This window comes from Pseudomonas sp. PDM18 (assembly GCF_014852585.1).
Lineage (GTDB): Bacteria > Pseudomonadota > Gammaproteobacteria > Pseudomonadales > Pseudomonadaceae > Pseudomonas.
On the sequence record NZ_JACVBX010000001.1, the window covers coordinates 925,451 to 942,597 of the forward strand.

Consider the following 17,147-nt stretch of genomic DNA (forward strand, 5'->3'; position numbering starts at 1 on the left):
TGAAAGAGTCACCTGAAGAGAGTAAGATGGCGCCCTGGCCGCTCCGGACCTGCTCCGGCGCGGCCTGACCGCTGCTTTCCCCTAGGAGTCCCGCATGTCCCTTCGCCGCACCAAGATCGTCGCCACCCTCGGCCCAGCCAGCAATTCCCCCGAAGTCCTGGAACAGCTGATCCTCGCCGGGATCGACGTCGCCCGCCTTAACTTCTCCCACGGCACTCCCGACGAACACCGCGCGCGCGCCCAGCTGGTGCGCGACATTGCCGCCAAGCACGGTCGCTTCGTAGCGCTGCTGGGCGACCTGCAGGGCCCGAAGATCCGCATCGCCAAGTTCGCCAACAAGCGCATCGAACTGGCGGTCGGCGACACCTTCCGTTTCTCCACCAGCCACCCGCGCACCGAAGGCAACCAGCAGATCGTGGGCATCGACTACCCGGACCTGGTCAAGGATTGCGGCATCGGTGACGAACTGCTGCTGGACGATGGCCGCGTGGTCATGGTGGTCAAGGAAGTGAAGGCGGACGAACTGGTCTGCGAAGTACTGATCGGCGGCCCGCTGTCCGACCACAAGGGCATCAACCGCCGTGGCGGCGGCCTCACCGCGCCGGCCCTGACCGAGAAGGACAAGGCCGATATCAAGCTGGCCGCGAGCATGGACCTGGACTACGTCGCCGTGTCCTTCCCGCGTGACGCCAAGGACATGGAATACGCCCGCAGCCTGCTCACCGAAGCCGGCGGCACCGCCTGGCTGGTGGCCAAGATCGAACGCGCCGAAGCCGTGGCCGACGACGAAGCCCTGGACGGCCTGATCCGTGCCAGCGACGCGGTGATGGTTGCCCGTGGTGACCTCGGCGTGGAAATCGGCGACGCCGAGCTGGTGGGCATCCAGAAGAAGATCATTCTGCACGCGCGCCGCTACAACAAGGCGGTGATCACCGCGACCCAGATGATGGAGTCGATGATCCAGAACCCGATGCCGACCCGCGCGGAAGTCTCCGACGTGGCCAACGCCGTGCTCGACTACACCGACGCCGTGATGCTCTCGGCCGAATCCGCCGCCGGCGAATATCCGGTGGAAGCGGTCAAGGCCATGGCGCGCATCTGCGCCGGCGCCGAGAAGCACCCGACCACCAAGAAGTCCAGCCACCGCCTGGGCCAGACCTTCGAGCGCTGCGACGAGAGCATCGCCCTGGCGGCCATGTACACCGCCAACCACTTCCCGGGCATCAAGGCGATCATCTGCCTGACCGAAAGCGGTTACACCCCGCTGATCATGTCGCGCATCCGCTCCTCAGTACCGATCTTCGCCTACTCCCCGCACCGCGAAACCCAGGCCCGCGTGGCGCTGTTCCGTGGCGTGGAGACCATCCCGTTCGACCCGGCCGCCCTGCCGCCGGAGCGTGTCAGCCAGGAAGCCGTCGACGCGCTGCTGCAGCGTGGTGTGGTGACCAAGGGTGACTGGGTGATCCTGACCAAGGGCGACAGCTACACCGCCCAGGGCGGCACCAACACCATGAAGGTGCTGCACGTGGGCGACCTGCTGGTCTGATCCTGCCGTAAGGGCTCTTTATCGAGCGAGAAAGGCCGCCCACGGGCGGCCTTTTCCTTTTGCGGTTGCTCAAAGGGCAACCAATCGGCTGAAAGCCTGGCGCCCTGCGGCTTCGGCACCTTGGCCCCAAGCTTATCCACAGCACCTTCCACACCTTATGTGGGCAACCTGCCGGGTATCGCTCAAATACCGCTCAATCTCCTGCAGATCACGGCTGGCGTGGCTTCGCTGGGTTGCCCCAGAGCTTATCCACAGCGCGTTCCACAGATTGTGTGGGCAACCTCTGCATAGGAGCGGTGACATCGAACTCCCTGTAGGAGCGAGCCACGCCCGCATCCGCGAGCATGGCGCACTTTTATAGTGAGCACTGCGTCAGAGCACGCGCTCCAGCCAAGACAACCCGCGAGTTACAGAAACTTGGAGAAATCCGGCTGGCGGCGCTGGGTGAAGGCGCTCAGCGCTTCGTGGGCTTCCGGCGAATGCAGGCGCTGCACGAAGTGCTGGCCCTCCTCGGCCACGACGCGGCGCAGTTCTTCGATGAAGGGCGCTTTGAGCAGGCGCTTGCTCAGCGCCACCGCGGCCGGCGGCAGTTGCTGGAAGGCTTGGCAAACCTCGCGGGCGCGCTCCAGCGCAGCCGCGCCGTCTGCCAGCGCCTCATTGGCGATGCCGTAGGCCACGGCCTGCTCGCCGGTGAAACCTTCGCCACGCAACAGGAGACTGGAGGCCTTGACCGGACCGACCAGACGCGGCACCAGGAAGCTGGAACCGAACTCCGGGCACAGCCCCAGGTTGACGAAGGGCATCTTCAGCTTGGCACCCTTGGCGATGAACACCTGGTCGCAATGCAGCAGCAGCGTGGTACCGATTCCCACGGCCGGGCCGGCGACGGCGGCGACCACCGGTTTGGTGAATTCCATCAGCGCGCGCATGAAGCGGAACACCGCGCTGTCCGGGCCGCTCGGCGGCTCCTGGAGGAAGTCGACGATGTCGTTGCCGCTGGTGAAGCACTCAGCGTTGCCGGTGATCAGAACCACGCGCACCGAACGGTCCTCCTGCGCCGCTTCCAGGGCATCGGCGAGACCGGCATACATGCTGCGGGTCAGCGCGTTCATCTTGTCCGGACGGTTCAGGCGCAGGATCAGCAGGCCCTCTTCGCGCTCGACGAGAATCTGTTCGCTCATGGCAATTCCTTGTTCTTATTGAAGGGAGAGGGCCGCTTCAGAGCCTTTTCAACACCGCGAGCTAGAGCAGAACAAGGCGGAACCAGGCTGAGAAAGCGGAGTTTACATCGTGTAAATGAGCATTTTTCAGTCTGGCTCCAACGCAGTTATGCCGACGCGCAGCAGGTGTTGAACTGGATCTCAAGCGTGGGGCAGGTACAAGTCGGCCAGCGTTTGGCCGCGAGGCAAGCCGCACAGATAAAGGCGGCGGGCGAAGACATCGACGCTGGCGGGATGGCCGCAGAGTAAGGCGAGGGTTCGCCGGGAAACAAGCCGGAGTTGCGCCAAAACCTCGGCCGACTCGGCCGTGGTCATCAGCGTCACGTCCAGCTCAGGATGGCTGGCGGCGAGGGATTGCAGGGGCTCGGCCAGATAATGGCCGGCGTTGTCATGAGCCTGGTGAATGACGCGGATCGGCCCGCTGTGATGCCGGCGCATCGCCTCGCGCAGTATGCCCCAGAGCGGCGCAAGTCCGGTTCCGGAAGCCATCAGCAGCAATGGCCGCTCTTGCCATTCCGGGTCGTAGTGCAGTGCACCGCCGCGCAGTTCGCCCAGGCGCAAGACGTCGCCAACCTTGAGGCCACGGGCGAAATCGGCGAAAGCACCAGGTTCGCGACAGTCGATGTGGAATTCCAGCCAGGGATCGAGCCCCGGCACGCTGGCCAGGGAATACGGCCGCGCAACGCCTTCGGCGCTCCAGAGAATCAGGTGTTGCCCGGCGCTGTAGCGCAGCGGACGCTGCGGCGTGAGGCGCAGCCGCAGGACATGAAGGGAAGGCCAGTCCAACTCGGCGACCGTGGCGGGTAAACCATCGCGTTGCGGGTCGAAGGTTTGCACCGTTACATCGCCGATCACCCGGCACTGGCAGGACAGCCGCCAACCTTCTGCACGACGCGCCGAGTCCAGCGCATCGGGCAAAGCATCCAGTACCTCGCCGCCAGTGCAACGCACCAGGCAGGCGTGGCAACTGCCGGCCCGGCAGCTGTAGGGCACGGCGATGCCGGCCCCGCGCAGGGCATCGAGCAGGTTGACTCCGGGGCTGACCGAAAAGCGTTGCGATCCGGCCTGTATCTCAGGCACGCGTCCACTCCCATGCGGCATCGCAGCGGTCACGTCCGCTGCGTTTCGCACGGTAGAGCGCCTGGTCGGCCCGTTGCAAGGCCTCGTCGAGATCATCGTTGGCGTCCAGCAGGGTCATACCCGCCGACAGGCTCAGGGTCTCGATGTTCACCCCCACCGGTTCAGCCGCCGAATAGGCCGTCCGCAGGCGTTCGCAGCAGGTGGTCAGGCGATCGGCGTCGGCGTTGGGCAGCAGCAGGACGAACTCTTCGCCGCCGTAGCGCGCCAGCACGTCGCCTTCGCGCAGACAGGCCCGCGCCACGGCGGCGAAGGTCTGCAGCACGCGGTCACCGGCGGCATGGCCGTGGACGTCGTTGATACGCTTGAAGTGGTCCAGGTCGATCAGCGCCAGGCCGTGGCGCTGTCCGGGGCGCATTTCTTCCAGCGCACGGCCGGCCAGGCGAATGAAGTGGCGGCGGTTGAACAGCCCGGTGAGCTCGTCGGTGGCCACCAGGTCTTCGAGCTGGCGCATCATGCCGCGCAGGGTGTCCTGGTGCGCCTGCAGCGCATAGCGGCGCTGGCGCATGCGTTGGCGCAACGACTGCACATAGCCGGCGAACAGGCTCAACCAGGTGAGCACGATGAACAGCACCAGTAGTTGCAAGACCGCCTGGGCCGGCAGTTGCAGGCGTTGCTGGAAGGCTTCGTGGAGGTTCAGGCCGGCGAAGGCAATGAAGGCCAGCGCGGCGCAGCGGGCAAATACCCGGGGCTGCAACTGGAACACGCCGAACAGCAGGATCAGCACATAGAGCACCATCAGCGTACCGCGCGCGGTATCGACGTTGGCCAGGAACAATGTGTTCCAGACCACCGCCACCAGCACCTGCGGTTCGGTCATGCTCGGGTCGCTGAAGCGTTGGTTGCGCCCGCTGAAAAACAGCCAGGCGAACACCAGCTGGCTGCCGGCGACCAGCAGCGTACAGGTCAGGGCAAAGCTGACGGGCGCGCGATAGAACTCGCCGAACACGGCCAACCACAGCAACAGAAGCGCCAGGGCATAGGTCCCGAGGGCCATGCCGAATCGCCTGATGAGTAGTTTTTGTAAGGCGTGCTGCTTCAGAGGTGGTTTCAGCGTGCTCATGGGGCTCCGTCCCGTAATGGCACCTGGCCTTCACTCTACTATCAAAGCGCCCCAGTGCCTAGCCGATCGGAATGTGGGCGGTCAGCGAGCTCTTTGATAAGAGCTGCGGGTTATCTGGGACCAAGGTCGGATCACTGGCGAGTGCGCGGCAAGCGGCCGCGGCGCTATACTATGGCGCCTTTTTTCGCCGCAGCCGTGTCGGCGAAACCCTGATGTAGCAGGCTAGAAGCCTGTCTTACCCTGCCTGAAGAGGACCGTGCTCCATGGCCGTGATCAAGCAAGACGACCTGATCCAGAGCGTCGCCGATGCCCTGCAGTTCATCTCCTACTACCACCCGGTTGATTTCATCCAGGCCATGCATGAGGCCTACCTGCGCGAAGAATCGCCGGCTGCCCGGGACTCGATGGCGCAGATCCTGATCAACTCGCGCATGTGCGCCACCGGCCACCGCCCGATCTGCCAGGACACCGGTATCGTCACCGTGTTCGTCCGCGTCGGCATGGATGTGAGCTGGGCCGGCGCCACCATGAGCGTCGACGACATGATCAACGAAGGCGTACGCCGCGCCTACAACCTGCCGGAGAACGTCCTGCGTGCCTCCATCCTGGCCGACCCGGCGGGCGCGCGTAAGAACACCAAGGACAACACCCCGGCCGTGATCCACTACTCCATCGTCCCGGGCAACACCGTGGAAGTGGACGTGGCAGCCAAGGGCGGCGGCTCCGAGAACAAATCGAAGATGGCGATGCTCAACCCGTCCGACTCCATCGTCGACTGGGTCCTGAAGACCGTTCCGACCATGGGCGCCGGCTGGTGCCCGCCGGGCATGCTCGGCATCGGCATCGGCGGCACCGCCGAGAAGGCCGCGGTGATGGCGAAGGAAGTCCTGATGGACGAGATCGACATCCACGAGCTGAAGGCCCGCGGTCCGCAGAACAAGATCGAGGAAATGCGCCTCGAACTGTTCGAGAAGGTCAATCAGCTGGGTATCGGTGCCCAGGGCCTGGGCGGCCTGACCACGGTGCTGGACGTGAAGATCATGGACTACCCGACCCACGCAGCTTCCCTGCCGGTGTGCATGATCCCCAACTGCGCCGCCACCCGCCACGCACACTTCGTGCTCGATGGCTCCGGCCCCGCCGAGCTGGAAGCACCGTCCCTGGACGCCTACCCGGAGATCGTCTGGGAAGCCGGCCCGTCCGCGCGCCGCGTCAACCTGGACAGCATCACCCCGGAAGAAGTGCAGAGCTGGAAGCCGGGCGAGACCATCCTGCTCAACGGCAAGATGCTCACCGGCCGCGACGCTGCGCACAAGCGCATGGTCGACATGCTGAACAAGGGCGAAGAGCTGCCGGTGGACCTCAAGGGCCGCTTCATCTACTACGTCGGCCCGGTCGATCCGGTCGGTGACGAAGTGGTTGGCCCGGCTGGCCCGACCACCGCGACCCGCATGGACAAGTTCACCCGCCAGATCCTCGAGCAGACCGGTCTGCTGGGCATGATCGGCAAGTCCGAGCGCGGCCCGATCGCCATCGAGGCAATCAAGGACAACAAGGCCGTCTACCTGATGGCCGTGGGCGGCGCTGCCTACCTGGTCGCCCAGGCGATCAAGAAGTCCAAGGTCCTGGCCTTCGCCGAACTGGGCATGGAAGCGATCTACGAGTTCGAAGTCAAAGACATGCCGGTGACCGTTGCGGTCGACACCAATGGCGAGTCGGTGCACATCACCGGCCCGGCCATCTGGCAGAAGAAGATCGCCGAGAACCTGGCGGTGGAAGTGCAGTAATCACTGCATGAGCGCCCCATGAAAAAGCCCGGCCAAGTGCCGGGCTTTTTCATGTCTGCGATTCAGGTCCTGAAGGTCAGGCGCTGCGCGGCACCCGGCTCAGCTCGACGATGTTGTCACGGCGCTGGGCGAGGAACCGCGTGCAGCTCACCCGCAGGAAGGAAGCGAAGTTCACCACCTCCCCGCGGTAGTCCATCACCTCGTCGTAGAGCTTGGTGATCAGTTGATTGGTGGTCATGCCGTCCACCTCGGCGATCTCGCGCAGGATGTCCCAGAACTGGTTCTCCAGACGCAGCGTGGTGACCACGCCGCGGATGCGCAGCGAGCGCGAGCGTGACTCGTAGAGAATCGGGTCGGCCTTTACGTAGAGTTCGCACATGGACGGCTCCTCCAGGCTGGTTAACGGAATCAGTTTACAGGCTGATCTTCGTGCCCAGCACGTCGAGGAATTTCGCCAGCCAGGCGGGGTGTGCCGGCCAAGCCGGAGCGGTGACCAGGTTACCGTCGACGTGGGCGGCGTCCACCGGAATGTCCACATACTCGCCACCGGCCAGCGTCACTTCCGGGCCGCAGGCCGGGTAGGCGCTGCACGCGCGGCCCTTGAGCACGCCAGCGGCGGCCAGCAACTGGGCGCCATGGCAGACGGCAGCGATGGGCTTCTTCGCGGCATCGAAGGCTTTCACCAGTTCGATCACCTTGGCGTTCAGGCGCAAGTATTCCGGGGCGCGGCCGCCGGGGATCAGCAGCGCGTCGTAGTCTTCGGCGCGCACAGCGGCGAAGTCAGCGTTGAGGGCGAAGTTGTGCCCAGGCTTCTCGCTGTAGGTCTGGTCGCCTTCGAAATCGTGGATGGCGGTGCGGATGCTCTGACCGGCCTTCTTGTCGGGGCAGACGGCATGGACGGTGTGCCCGACCATCAGCAGTGCCTGGAACGGCACCATGGTTTCGTAGTCTTCGGCGTAATCGCCGACCAGCATCAGGATCTTCTTCGCGGCCATCGTGGGCATCTCCCGGCAGGGCCCGACCGTGGTGGCCAGGCATGCGGGAGAGCTTAGTCAGTCAGGCTGCCGGCGGGGTAATACGCCGCTACTACACCGTCGCGCGCTGGGCCGGCTCTACGGCCGGACGCTGTTCGGCGACCTGGCGCGCGTCTTCGAGGATCAGGTCGGCGCCCTTCTCCGCCACCATCATCACCGCGGCGTTGGTGTTGCCGGAGGTGACATTGGGGAAGATCGACGCATCGACCACGCGCAGCCCCTTGAGACCATGCACGCGCAGGCGGTTGTCCACCACTGAGGTCTGCGCGTCACTACCCATGGCGCAGCTGCCGCACAGGTGGTAGATCGAGCCGCAGTTCTCACGGAAGTACTGCAGCATCTGCTCGTCGGACTGAGTAGCGGGGCCCGGCAGGACTTCTTCCACGGTGATCTTCTTCAGCGCGGGGGCGTTCATGATCTTGCGGATCAGGTGGCTGCCCTGGATAGCCTCGTCGATATCCTTCTGCGTGCTCAGGTAGTTCGGGTCGATCAGTGCGGCGTCGGCCGGGTTCTTCGAGGCGATGCGGATCTCGCCGCGGCTGGTCGGACGGCAGGGGTTGAAGCAGAGCAGGAAGCCCGAATACGGCTCGGGTTTCAGGCTGGCCTTGTTGCTCTTGGGAATCTGGTAGGACAGCGGGTTGAAGTACAGCTGCAGGTTCGGGTGCTCCAGCTGATCGTCGCTGCGGAAGAAGCCGCCGCTCTGGTTCACGCTCATCGACAGCGGGCCCTTGCGGGTCAGCAGGTACTCCAGGCCAAGTTTCGCCTGGCCGAACAGCGAGCCGAAGTCATCGTTCAGGGTGCGGATATTGGCCTTGTAGTAGTAGCTGACGCACAGGTGGTCCTGCAGGTTCTTGCCCACGGCGGGCAGTTGGTGCACCTGGGGAATCTGGTGCTGGTCGAGCAGTTCGCGGTCGGCAACCCCGGACAGTTGCAGCAGCTTGGGCGAATCCACCGCACCGGCGGCGAGGATGACTTCGCGCTCGGCGCGGAACTCACGCTGCACGCCGCTCTGCTTCACGCTCACACCGATGGCGCGCTTGTTCTCGTCGAACAGCACGCGCTCCACCAGCGCGTTGCGCTCGATGGTCAGGTTTACGCGGTTCTGCGCCGGATGCAGGTAGGCGAAGCTGCTGGAGCAGCGCTGGCCGTTCTTCGTATTGACGTCATACAGGCCGGCGCCTTCGAAGTCCTTGCCGTTGAAGTCGTCGCTCAGGGGATAGCCCAGCTCCTGGCAGCCTTCGAGGAAGCGGTCGCAGATCGGATGGGTATGGCCCTTCATGGGCGTGATCCGGATAGGACCGTCAGCGCCGTGGTACTCAGTGTTGCCCAGCGGGTGCGATTCCAGCTTGCGGAAGTACGGCAGCACGTCCTGGAACGACCAGCCGTCGTTGCCGTTGGCGGCCCAGTCATCGAAGTCGTGGGCCTGGCCACGCACGTAGATCATCGCGTTGATCGATCCCGAACCACCCTGCACCTTGCCGCGCGGCGCATAGAGTTCGCGATTGGCGAGCTGCTTCTGCGGCTGGCTGTAGTACATCCAGTTGAAGGTCGGGTTGTAGTAGAGCTTGGCGAAGCCCACCGGGATCTTGAACCAGTGCGAGCTGTCCTTACCGCCGGCTTCCAGCAGCAGGACGCTGTGTTCGCCCGATTCGCTCAGGCGGGCGGCGAGGATGCAACCGGCTGAACCGGCGCCGACGATGATGTAGTCGTATTTCATGGAATGCGTACCGCGGTATTGGGTAAAACCCCGCGCACTCTTTCGAGGACGCGCGGGTCCGACATCAGCCTTTGGCCGGTGCGTTGTCTTTCACGTCGACGGGGTCCGGGCCCATCTGCAGGTGCAGGCGCTCGCCGGTGTAGGGGCTGTGGGCGCGCACCACGTCCATGTTCAGCTCGACGCCAAGGCCGGGCTCGCTGGACGGGATGATGTAACCGTCTTCCCACTGCAGCGGCTTCTTCAGCACCTGCGCGTGGAAGCCGTCCCAGGTGCCGATGCTTTCCTGGATCAGGAAGTTCGGCGTGCAGGCCGCCAGTTGGAAGCTCGCCGCCGCGCCGATGGGGCCGTTGTAGAGGTGCGGGGCAATCTGCGCGTAGAAGGCTTCGGCCATGGAGGCGATCTTCTTGCCTTCGAGCAGGCCGCCGCAGCGACCGACGTTCATCTGCAGGATCGACGCGCCGCCGGCCTGCAGTAACTTGAAGAATTCGTACTTGGTGGTCAGGCGCTCGCCGGTGGCAATCGGGATGCTGGTCTTGGCGGCAACCTGGCCCATGGCTTCTTCCTGGCCCGGCGGGATCGGCTCCTCGAACCACAGCGGGTCGTACTTCTCCAGGCGCCTGGCCAGGCGGATGGCCGAGGACGGCACCATCTGCCCGTGGGTGCCGAACAGCAGGTCGCATTTACTACCCACCGCTTCGCGGATCTTGCGGCAGAAGGTCTCGCAGCGATCCAGCACTTCCAGCGATACCTGGTGGCCGGAGAACGCCGTGTAGGGGCCGGCCGGGTCGAACTTCAGCGCGGTGAAGCCGAGCTTCATATTCTCAATGGCGCACTCGGCGGCCAGTTCCGGGTCGGAGTAGTCGTACTCGCCCTGGGCGTTCTTCGGGTACAGGTAGGTGTAGGAGCGCAGGCGCTCGTGGACCTTGCCGCCGAGCAACTCGTAGACCGGCTTGTTCGCCGCCTTGCCGATGATGTCCCAGCAGGCCATTTCCAGGCCGCTGACGATGCCCATCATGGTCAGGTCGGGGCGCTGGGTGAAACCGCTCGAATAGGCGCGACGGAAGAAGCGCTCGATATGGTGCGGGTCCTGGTTCTCCAGGTAGCGGCCGAACACGTCCTCGATGGCCGGGACCATGACCTTGGGATGGAAGGTGGCGGCATAGATCTCGCCGACGCCTTCGATGCCGCAATCGGTCTTCAGCTTGACGAACAGCCAGTACATACCACCGACGTGGGGCGGCGGGACGGCGACCACATGGGTTTCGAGGGAGACGATCTTCATGCTTGTTTCGCTCTCTTCTGGATGCGCTTGTTCAGGATCAGGGTGGCGACCACGCCCAGCAGGCCCATCACCACGACGTAGGAGAAATAGATCTGGTAGCCGACGAAGCCGGGGAAGCGGTCAGTGATCCAGCCGTTGAGCAGCGGCAGGTAGGCATCGGGCGAGTAGCCGATGACCGAGATGATGCCGATGGCCAGGCCGGTGACGCGCAGCGGGATGCGGCAGTCGTCCAGCACGGCCCAGTACAGGCCGCGGATGGCGTAGGTCATCAGGCCGATGAAGATCACCAGGAAGATCAGCACGCCGAGCACATGCAGGCTCGGCAGCACGATCAGGCCGATCATGCCCAGCGCGGAGAGCAACATCGCCCAGGTCAGCACGCCGGCCTTGGAGAAGCGGTCACCCAGCCAGCCACCGCCGATGCCGCCCACCGGGCGCATCCAGAGCTTGATGGTGGTGATGATGCCAGCAGCGGTGGCGGAGAGGCCGAAACCGCCTTCCTGCAGGTAGGCCGAGAAGCTGTAGGTGGCCCAGAAGAAGTGGTAGCCGCAGAAGACGATGGCGGTGACCAGCCAGAGTTCGGGGATGCGCAGCAGGGTGCGGAAGTCTTCCAGCAGGTTGCCCTTTTCGGCGCGGGACTGCTTGCCGTTCTTCTGCGGATCGCGCACCAGCATCAGCGCGGCGCCCAGCACGATGCAGAAGATCGCGTACATATGGATGACCAGTTGCAGGCCCTGGGCGTTCTTCTCGCCACGGGTCTCGGTGACGTAGGCGAACAGCGCGATGGCAATAGTCGCCAGCAGCGCCTCGACCAGCCCGCGGCCACCGTCGAGCACGCCGAAGAAGCGCCCCTGCTCATCTTCGCCGGCGAGCATCTTCACCCGCTTGATCAGCGCGGCCCAGAATGTCAGGCCGGTGGTGACGCCGAAACCGCAGAAGATCACCAGCAGCGTGTCGAAGCCCGGCAGCATGGCGTACCACATACCGAGCAGGCCGGTGCCGATCAGCGAGAAGCTGATCAGGAAGCGCGGTGACAGGCGATCCGCCAGCCAGCCGCTGGGCAGGTAGCTGAGCAGGAAGGCGGTGCCGAGGATCGAATAGAGGTAGCCCAGTTCGCTGTTGTTGATCGCCAGCGCCTCGAGCATGGTGCTCTGATACACCTGGCGCAGATACAGCATCGGGTAGATCGCCCCCGCCGCGAGCACGAGCAGTGCGAGCTGGATGTAACGGGTGAGGTTGGCGTTAGCGGGCACGGCCATGGGCATGGCTTCTGCACTTATTGTTTTTTTCATCATGCATCTCGCAGCCGGCTCGGTCGCCGGCAACTGGTCGGAACAGCAGTGGGAGTGACGGAGCCCAGGCAGTGGGCCCCGTGGGTTGGATCAGCAGATCAGCGAATCAGAACTTCAGGACCACGAGGCGCGTCTGGGTGAACTCCAGCATCCCGTGCTTGCCGTCGTCGCCGCCCAGGCCCGAGCGCTTCCAGCCGGCGTGGAAGCCCTGGTAGGGGTCGGCGGGCGTGCGGTTGATGTAGATCTCGCCAGCCTCGATGTGGTTGGCGACCTTCATGGCGTTGCGGTAGTTCTCGGTGAACAGCACCGAGGACAGGCCGAACTGGTGGTCGTTGGCCATGGTCAGCGCGTCGTCGAGGGTCTCGTAGGACAGCACCGGCAGCACCGGGCCGAAGATTTCCTCCTGAACGATCTCCATGTCCTGGCGGCAGCCGCTAAGCAGGGTCGCCGGATAGAAGTGGCCGGCGCCCTCGGGCAGCACGCCGCCGCACTCCAGCACGGCACCTTCGGCCAGCGCGCGCTGGACCTTGGCGTGCACGTCCTGGCGGGCGCGGGCGTGTTGCAGCGGGCCCATCAGGCTGGCGTCTCTGGCACGGTTGCCAATGCGCACGGCGGCCATCTTCTCGCGCAGCAGGGCGAGGAAACGCTCATGCACGCTGGCCTGCACGTAGACGCGCTCAATGGCGGTGCACAGCTGGCCGCAGTGGGTGGTCTTGGAGGCGACGATGGCGACGGCAGCTTTATCCAGGTCGGCATCCGCCTCGATGATCGCCGGGGTCTTCCCGCCCAGTTCCAGGGATGGCTTGGCGATGTTGGCCTTGCAGTAGTCGAGCACGATACGGCCGGCGCCGACGCTGCCGGTGAGGGTGATCAGGCCGATCTGCGGCTGCTGGCAGAGCACGGCGGCGACGTCGTGATTCATGGTCAGCACGTTCAGCACGCCGGCGGGCAGGCCGGCTTCCTCGGCGCAACGGGCGATCTCGAAGGCGGAAGTCGGGGTGTTGTTGCTCGGGCGCACCACCACGGTGTTGCCGGTGATCAGCGCCGGCGCGACCTTGCGCAGGAAGGTGTACACCGGGTAGTTGAACGGGATCAGCGCCACGACCACGCCGATCGGTTCGCGCTGCAGCAGGATGGTTTCGTCGGCGGAATCGCTGGGTATGACTTCGCCTTCGATGCGACGCGCCCATTCGGCGTGGTAGCGGGTGATCTGGCCGGCGTAGAAAGCTTCGCTGCTGGCGTCGGCCAGGCTCTTGCCGGACTCAGCGGCCAGGGCGGCGCCGATACGATCGGCGTTACGCTCCAGCGCTTCGGCGAAGCGGCGCAGGTGCTCGCCACGCTCGATGGCCGGCAGGCGGGCCCAACCGCGCTGGGCGCGAGCGGCGGCTTCCACGGCGTTGCGCACATCGGCTTCGGTCGCAGCCGGCACCTGGGCGACCTGCTGCTCGGTCGCCGGGTCGTACACGGCGATGTGGGCGGAGGAAGCTTCGGCAAAGCGGCCGTCGATGAAGTTTCGATCTGTACGCATGGTCATGTCCTGTCGTTCTAGCAAGGCTTCGGGCCGGGGGCGGCCCCACGCAACGACAAGGTGCAGACTGGCTCATGCAAGCGACGGGCAAGTCGGCGCGGCGCAGGCAGGAAGGTGACTCTTGTCGTTATCGGTTGGCCGAAGTTTCGACAGCCGCCCAGGTCACGACAAGCGATTAATAGACCGCCATAACATGCAAAAAACGCAGGTTAGTGCGCGTAGGAAAGTCACCACTTCCTACAGGAAACGACGATGGATTCGTTCAGGAAAGACTGATGATGGAGCCCGATCCCGCCAGGTTGCGCTCGGTCATCCACACCTCCTGCTGCAACCACTCATGGAAGCGTTGAACGTGGGACGGTAACTCCTGCTCCGGCCGGCTGACCCACCAGTAGGACTGGTGCCCCTGCACCTCGACGTCGAGCATCTGCACCAACTGCCCCGCCGCCAGTTCACGGGCGACCATCTGCCGGTCGGCGATAGTGATGCCCAGCCCGTCGATGGCCGCGCGGATGGCCATGTCCAGGAGGTCGAACTCGTAGCCGCCCTGCAGGTCGACGCCCTGGATCTTCGCGGCATCCAGCCAGTGGCGCCAGGTCAGGAAGCGCTGGTCGTCGCGCGCCAGCACATGCAGCAAAGTCATGCTGCGCAGGTCGATGTCCTGCTCCTCGCGCTGCGCCAGCAGGTTGGGCGCGCACACCGCGATGTGCCGCTCGTGCATCAGCAGCGAGCTGTCCAGGCCGTCCCATTCGCCGTTGCCGAAACGGATCGCGCAATCCAGCGTGCTGCTCTGCGCAAGGCTGTCCTGCAGGTTGGTGGTCAGGCTCACTTCAAGGTCGGGGTGCGCTTCGCGCAGGCGCGACAGACGCGGCAACAGCCAGCGCAGGGCGAAGGTCGGCGGCGCGTTGACCCGCAGGCGGTTGAGGTGGTGGCGCTGCTGGATACCGCGCACCGTCAGCTCGATGCGGTCGAATGAGAGTTGCAGCGCGCGCAGCAGTACACGCCCGGCCTCGGTCAGCTCCAGGTGATGATGCCGGCGCACCAGCAGGCTCTCGCCCAGTTGTTCCTCCAACTGGCGCACCTGGCGGCTGACCGCGCTCTGGGTCACGTTGAGCAGCTCGGCCGCACGGGTAAAGCTCCCGGTGCTGCCGGCGACTTCGAAGGCCTTCAGCGCATTGAGCGCCGGAATCTTGCGTTTCACCCACCCTTCCCTGCCCGCCGGCCTTCCCCGTGCGGGCTTCGTCTGCGCGCTGATCAGAAGTAATAGCCGATGTTGGCGTACAGCTGATTCTCCCAGTGGTCGGTGCCACCTTCGGCCAGACTCCGGGTGTAACTGCTGCCACCGATATACGGGTCGTTGCGGCCGTTTAGCCATTCCACGGCGATGTACACCGACTTCACCGAGAAGGAGGTGCCGAGGATGAAACGCTCGGAGGTCTTGAAGTCATCGGCGGATTTATCGAAGGCGCTGTAATTGCCATAGATCTTCACGCCGCTGACCCAACCATCAAGGAAATTTCCGGGAATGCTGTAGCTCAGGTCGCCGACGTATAGGTTACCGCGGCTGGCAACATTGAAAGTACCGTCGTACCCACCGAATGTGACTACCTCGTCGCTACCCGGATTCCTAGGAGACATCTGCTGGCGGGCAGCTTGCAACTGCACGCCCCACGGGCCGTTCTGCCCCATGTAGTGGACGGCGTAGGCATTGCGCCGGCCGTCGTTGCCGGTGTCGCGGTTTTCCAGGCGCGAGGTCAGCGCGGAAGCGCCCACCTCGGCTTTCCAGTCGCCCAGCTGCAACGAGCGCGCCACGCGGCCGACCAGGATCTGTCGTTCCTTGTTGCGGTTGCCGTCGGCGACGTAGCTGTCGGCATCGGTGACCACGGTGGAATAGCTGGCGCCGTTGCTGGTGCCGTTGCCGGCCCACGCTGGCCGCGCATAGGCGCCGAGCTGAAAGTTCCAGCCGCCCTGCTGCTGAATGTACTTCACACCGACATCGTTGACGTCTTCCAGGCCAACAACGTTGCCCAGGGTTTCGTAGAAGGTGCTGCCGAAGTAGGGCTGCAGGCCGAAGGGAATGCTGTTGAGGCCGACCTGCACCTGTTTGTCCGGATCGAACTTGTAGCCGATCCAGGCGTACTCGGCGAAGTTCACGTCGCCAAAGTGCTGGGTGTACTGGTAGGGATAGTCCTTGCCGTACCACCGGTAACGCGCCGCGCCGATCCAGGTGTCGGAGGTGTAGGTGACGCGCAGCATCGCGGTATCGATGCCGAACTTCTCGATGTCGCGGTCCGGGTCATGATCCCAACGCGCACGCACGGCGCCGCCGATGTCCAGGTTGTCGGTCACCGGTACGGCGATGGCGGTGGAGCTGAGGGCGAAGAGTGCGGGAAGCAGGAACGGCAGGTGGAGTCTGGCCACGTTGAAGGTGCCTCGGCTGGTTTCTTGTCGTTATGGGAGTCGCCCGCGCCCGGTGCTCCCCGGTGCGTGAGCGCGGCCGAAACTAGCCCTTGGCCGAGCCGCCACACAAACGACTAAATCGCAACCCAAACCCGAGAAAAACGCATACTCCAAAAGCATCGCCATCGCTAGAATCAGCGAAAAAAGCCCGCGCCACGAGCGTACTTCCGGATGGCCCCGCCATGCGTAATCTGCCGCCCTTGACCATGCTCCGCGTTTTCGAAGAAGTAGCCCGCCACCGCAGTTTCAATCGTGCGGCCGATGCACTGAACGTCACCCAGGGAGCCGTCAGCCGGCAGATCAAGCAGTTGGAGGAATACCTTGGAATCAGCCTTTTCCTACGCACACCCCGTGGGCTGACGTTGACCGAAGCCGGCAGTGCCCTCGCTCCGCACCTGGGCGAAGCCTTCGACCAGATCGAACGTGCGCTGCAGGCCGTGCGCGTGCCCAACCTGCGTCAACGCCTGCGCATCCTCGCTCCACCGACCTGGGGTACCCGCTGGCTGTCGCCGCGTCTGCGCAGCTTCCTCAAGCGCTATCCGGACATCAACCTGAGTGTCACCAACCACCTGGACGGCGAGAATGCCGGCGAGCTGGACTGCCGCATCCGCTTCGGTCTGGAGCAGGCCGTCCACTGCCACAGCGAGCTGCTGGTGATGGAACGTCACATCGCCGTGGCGAGCCCGGAGCTGTTCGACGGAGAGCAACCACCGGATCTCAATGCCCACCCGCTGCTGCACATCCTGCATGAGGGCAAGCGCCTGCGGGTTTGGGAAAACTGGCTGGAAGCGGTAGGCCGCAGCGACGTCGATGCCGCCAGCGGCATCGAGTTCAGCACCCTGGACCAGGTCATCCACACGACCCTGGCCGGGGGCGGACTGGCGGTGATCGACCGGCAGATGATCGAGCGGGAGCTTCTCAGCGGAAGCCTGCTGCCGATCACCCCCGTCGAAGTGATCGGTCCCTACGGCTACTGGCTGGATATCGCGACTGACCGGCAGGGCCTGTCGAAGGTACAGCGCTTCCAGGACTGGTTGAGTCTGGTCAGCAATCCCTGAGCGTCAGCAACGCCCAGGGAGCG

The 17,147-nt window shown here is 64.6% G+C and carries 14 protein-coding genes; 3 read left to right on the forward strand and 11 right to left on the reverse strand.

All coding sequences use genetic code 11. The annotated features are described in order from the left end of the window. Positions 1-94 precede the first annotated feature (94 nt). Positions 95-1,546: a pyruvate kinase gene (pyk, locus tag IB274_RS04520; protein WP_192430828.1), complete on the forward strand. Its 1,452-nt coding sequence runs from the start codon at positions 95-97 to the stop codon at positions 1,544-1,546. 407 nt (positions 1,547-1,953) lie between these two features. Here the strand turns inward: pyk and IB274_RS04525 are convergent, their stop codons facing one another. From IB274_RS04525 to IB274_RS04535, 3 genes are all read right to left on the reverse strand, one after another. Beyond that, the gene (locus IB274_RS04525; RefSeq protein WP_192430829.1) at positions 1,954-2,727 is read right to left on the reverse strand and encodes an enoyl-CoA hydratase-related protein; all 774 of its coding nucleotides are present in this window, start codon (positions 2,725-2,727) and stop codon (positions 1,954-1,956) included. Between the two features lie 180 nt (positions 2,728-2,907). Further along, positions 2,908-3,846, reverse strand: a complete 939-nt coding sequence (locus IB274_RS04530) for an iron-sulfur-binding ferredoxin reductase (protein ID WP_192430830.1) — start codon at positions 3,844-3,846, stop codon at positions 2,908-2,910. Beyond that, complete coding sequence (locus IB274_RS04535) at positions 3,839-4,966, reverse strand: sensor domain-containing diguanylate cyclase (RefSeq protein ID WP_192430831.1); 1,128 nt, start codon at positions 4,964-4,966, stop codon at positions 3,839-3,841. The genes IB274_RS04530 and IB274_RS04535 overlap by 8 nt, the downstream gene beginning before the upstream one ends. A gap of 263 nt (positions 4,967-5,229) precedes the next feature. Here IB274_RS04535 and IB274_RS04540 point away from each other — a divergent pair, with 263 nt between their 5' ends. Beyond that, positions 5,230-6,753, forward strand: a complete 1,524-nt coding sequence (locus tag IB274_RS04540) for a fumarate hydratase (RefSeq protein WP_054908611.1) — start codon at positions 5,230-5,232, stop codon at positions 6,751-6,753. Positions 6,754-6,829: 76 nt separating this feature from the next. On the opposite strand, the gene IB274_RS04545 is transcribed toward IB274_RS04540, so the two are convergent. The 8 genes from IB274_RS04545 to IB274_RS04580 form a co-directional block, all read right to left on the reverse strand. Further along, positions 6,830-7,132, reverse strand: coding sequence for a ribbon-helix-helix domain-containing protein (locus tag IB274_RS04545; protein WP_192430832.1), 303 nt, complete (start codon positions 7,130-7,132; stop codon positions 6,830-6,832). A gap of 34 nt (positions 7,133-7,166) precedes the next feature. Then, positions 7,167-7,748, reverse strand: a complete 582-nt coding sequence (locus tag IB274_RS04550; RefSeq protein ID WP_081516330.1) for a DJ-1/PfpI family protein — start codon at positions 7,746-7,748, stop codon at positions 7,167-7,169. Positions 7,749-7,839: 91 nt separating this feature from the next. Beyond that, the gene (locus tag IB274_RS04555) at positions 7,840-9,504 is read right to left on the reverse strand and encodes a GMC family oxidoreductase (RefSeq protein WP_192430833.1); all 1,665 of its coding nucleotides are present in this window, start codon (positions 9,502-9,504) and stop codon (positions 7,840-7,842) included. 64 nt (positions 9,505-9,568) lie between these two features. Beyond that, complete coding sequence (locus IB274_RS04560) at positions 9,569-10,786, reverse strand: mandelate racemase/muconate lactonizing enzyme family protein (RefSeq protein ID WP_192430834.1); 1,218 nt, start codon at positions 10,784-10,786, stop codon at positions 9,569-9,571. Next, positions 10,783-12,078 (reverse strand): MFS transporter, encoded by a 1,296-nt coding sequence (locus tag IB274_RS04565; RefSeq protein WP_412548408.1) that lies wholly within the window; start codon positions 12,076-12,078, stop codon positions 10,783-10,785. The genes IB274_RS04560 and IB274_RS04565 overlap by 4 nt, the downstream gene beginning before the upstream one ends. 106 nt (positions 12,079-12,184) lie before the next feature. Next, positions 12,185-13,606 carry an aldehyde dehydrogenase gene (gene aldA, locus IB274_RS04570; RefSeq protein WP_192430836.1) on the reverse strand — a complete coding sequence of 474 codons (1,422 nt, stop codon included), beginning with the start codon at positions 13,604-13,606 and terminating at the stop codon, positions 12,185-12,187. A 262-nt stretch (positions 13,607-13,868) separates the two neighbouring features. Then, positions 13,869-14,807: a LysR substrate-binding domain-containing protein gene (locus IB274_RS04575; protein WP_192430837.1), complete on the reverse strand. Its 939-nt coding sequence runs from the start codon at positions 14,805-14,807 to the stop codon at positions 13,869-13,871. Positions 14,808-14,860: 53 nt separating this feature from the next. Next, entirely contained in the window at positions 14,861-16,012 is a 1,152-nt protein-coding gene (locus tag IB274_RS04580) for a hypothetical protein (protein WP_225614688.1), read from the reverse strand. A gap of 236 nt (positions 16,013-16,248) precedes the next feature. On the opposite strand from IB274_RS04580, the gene IB274_RS04585 reads away from it, so the two are divergent. Further along, on the forward strand, positions 16,249-17,124 hold the full coding sequence (locus tag IB274_RS04585; RefSeq protein ID WP_192430839.1) for a LysR substrate-binding domain-containing protein: 876 nt from the start codon (positions 16,249-16,251) through the stop codon (positions 17,122-17,124). Positions 17,125-17,147 lie beyond the last annotated feature (23 nt).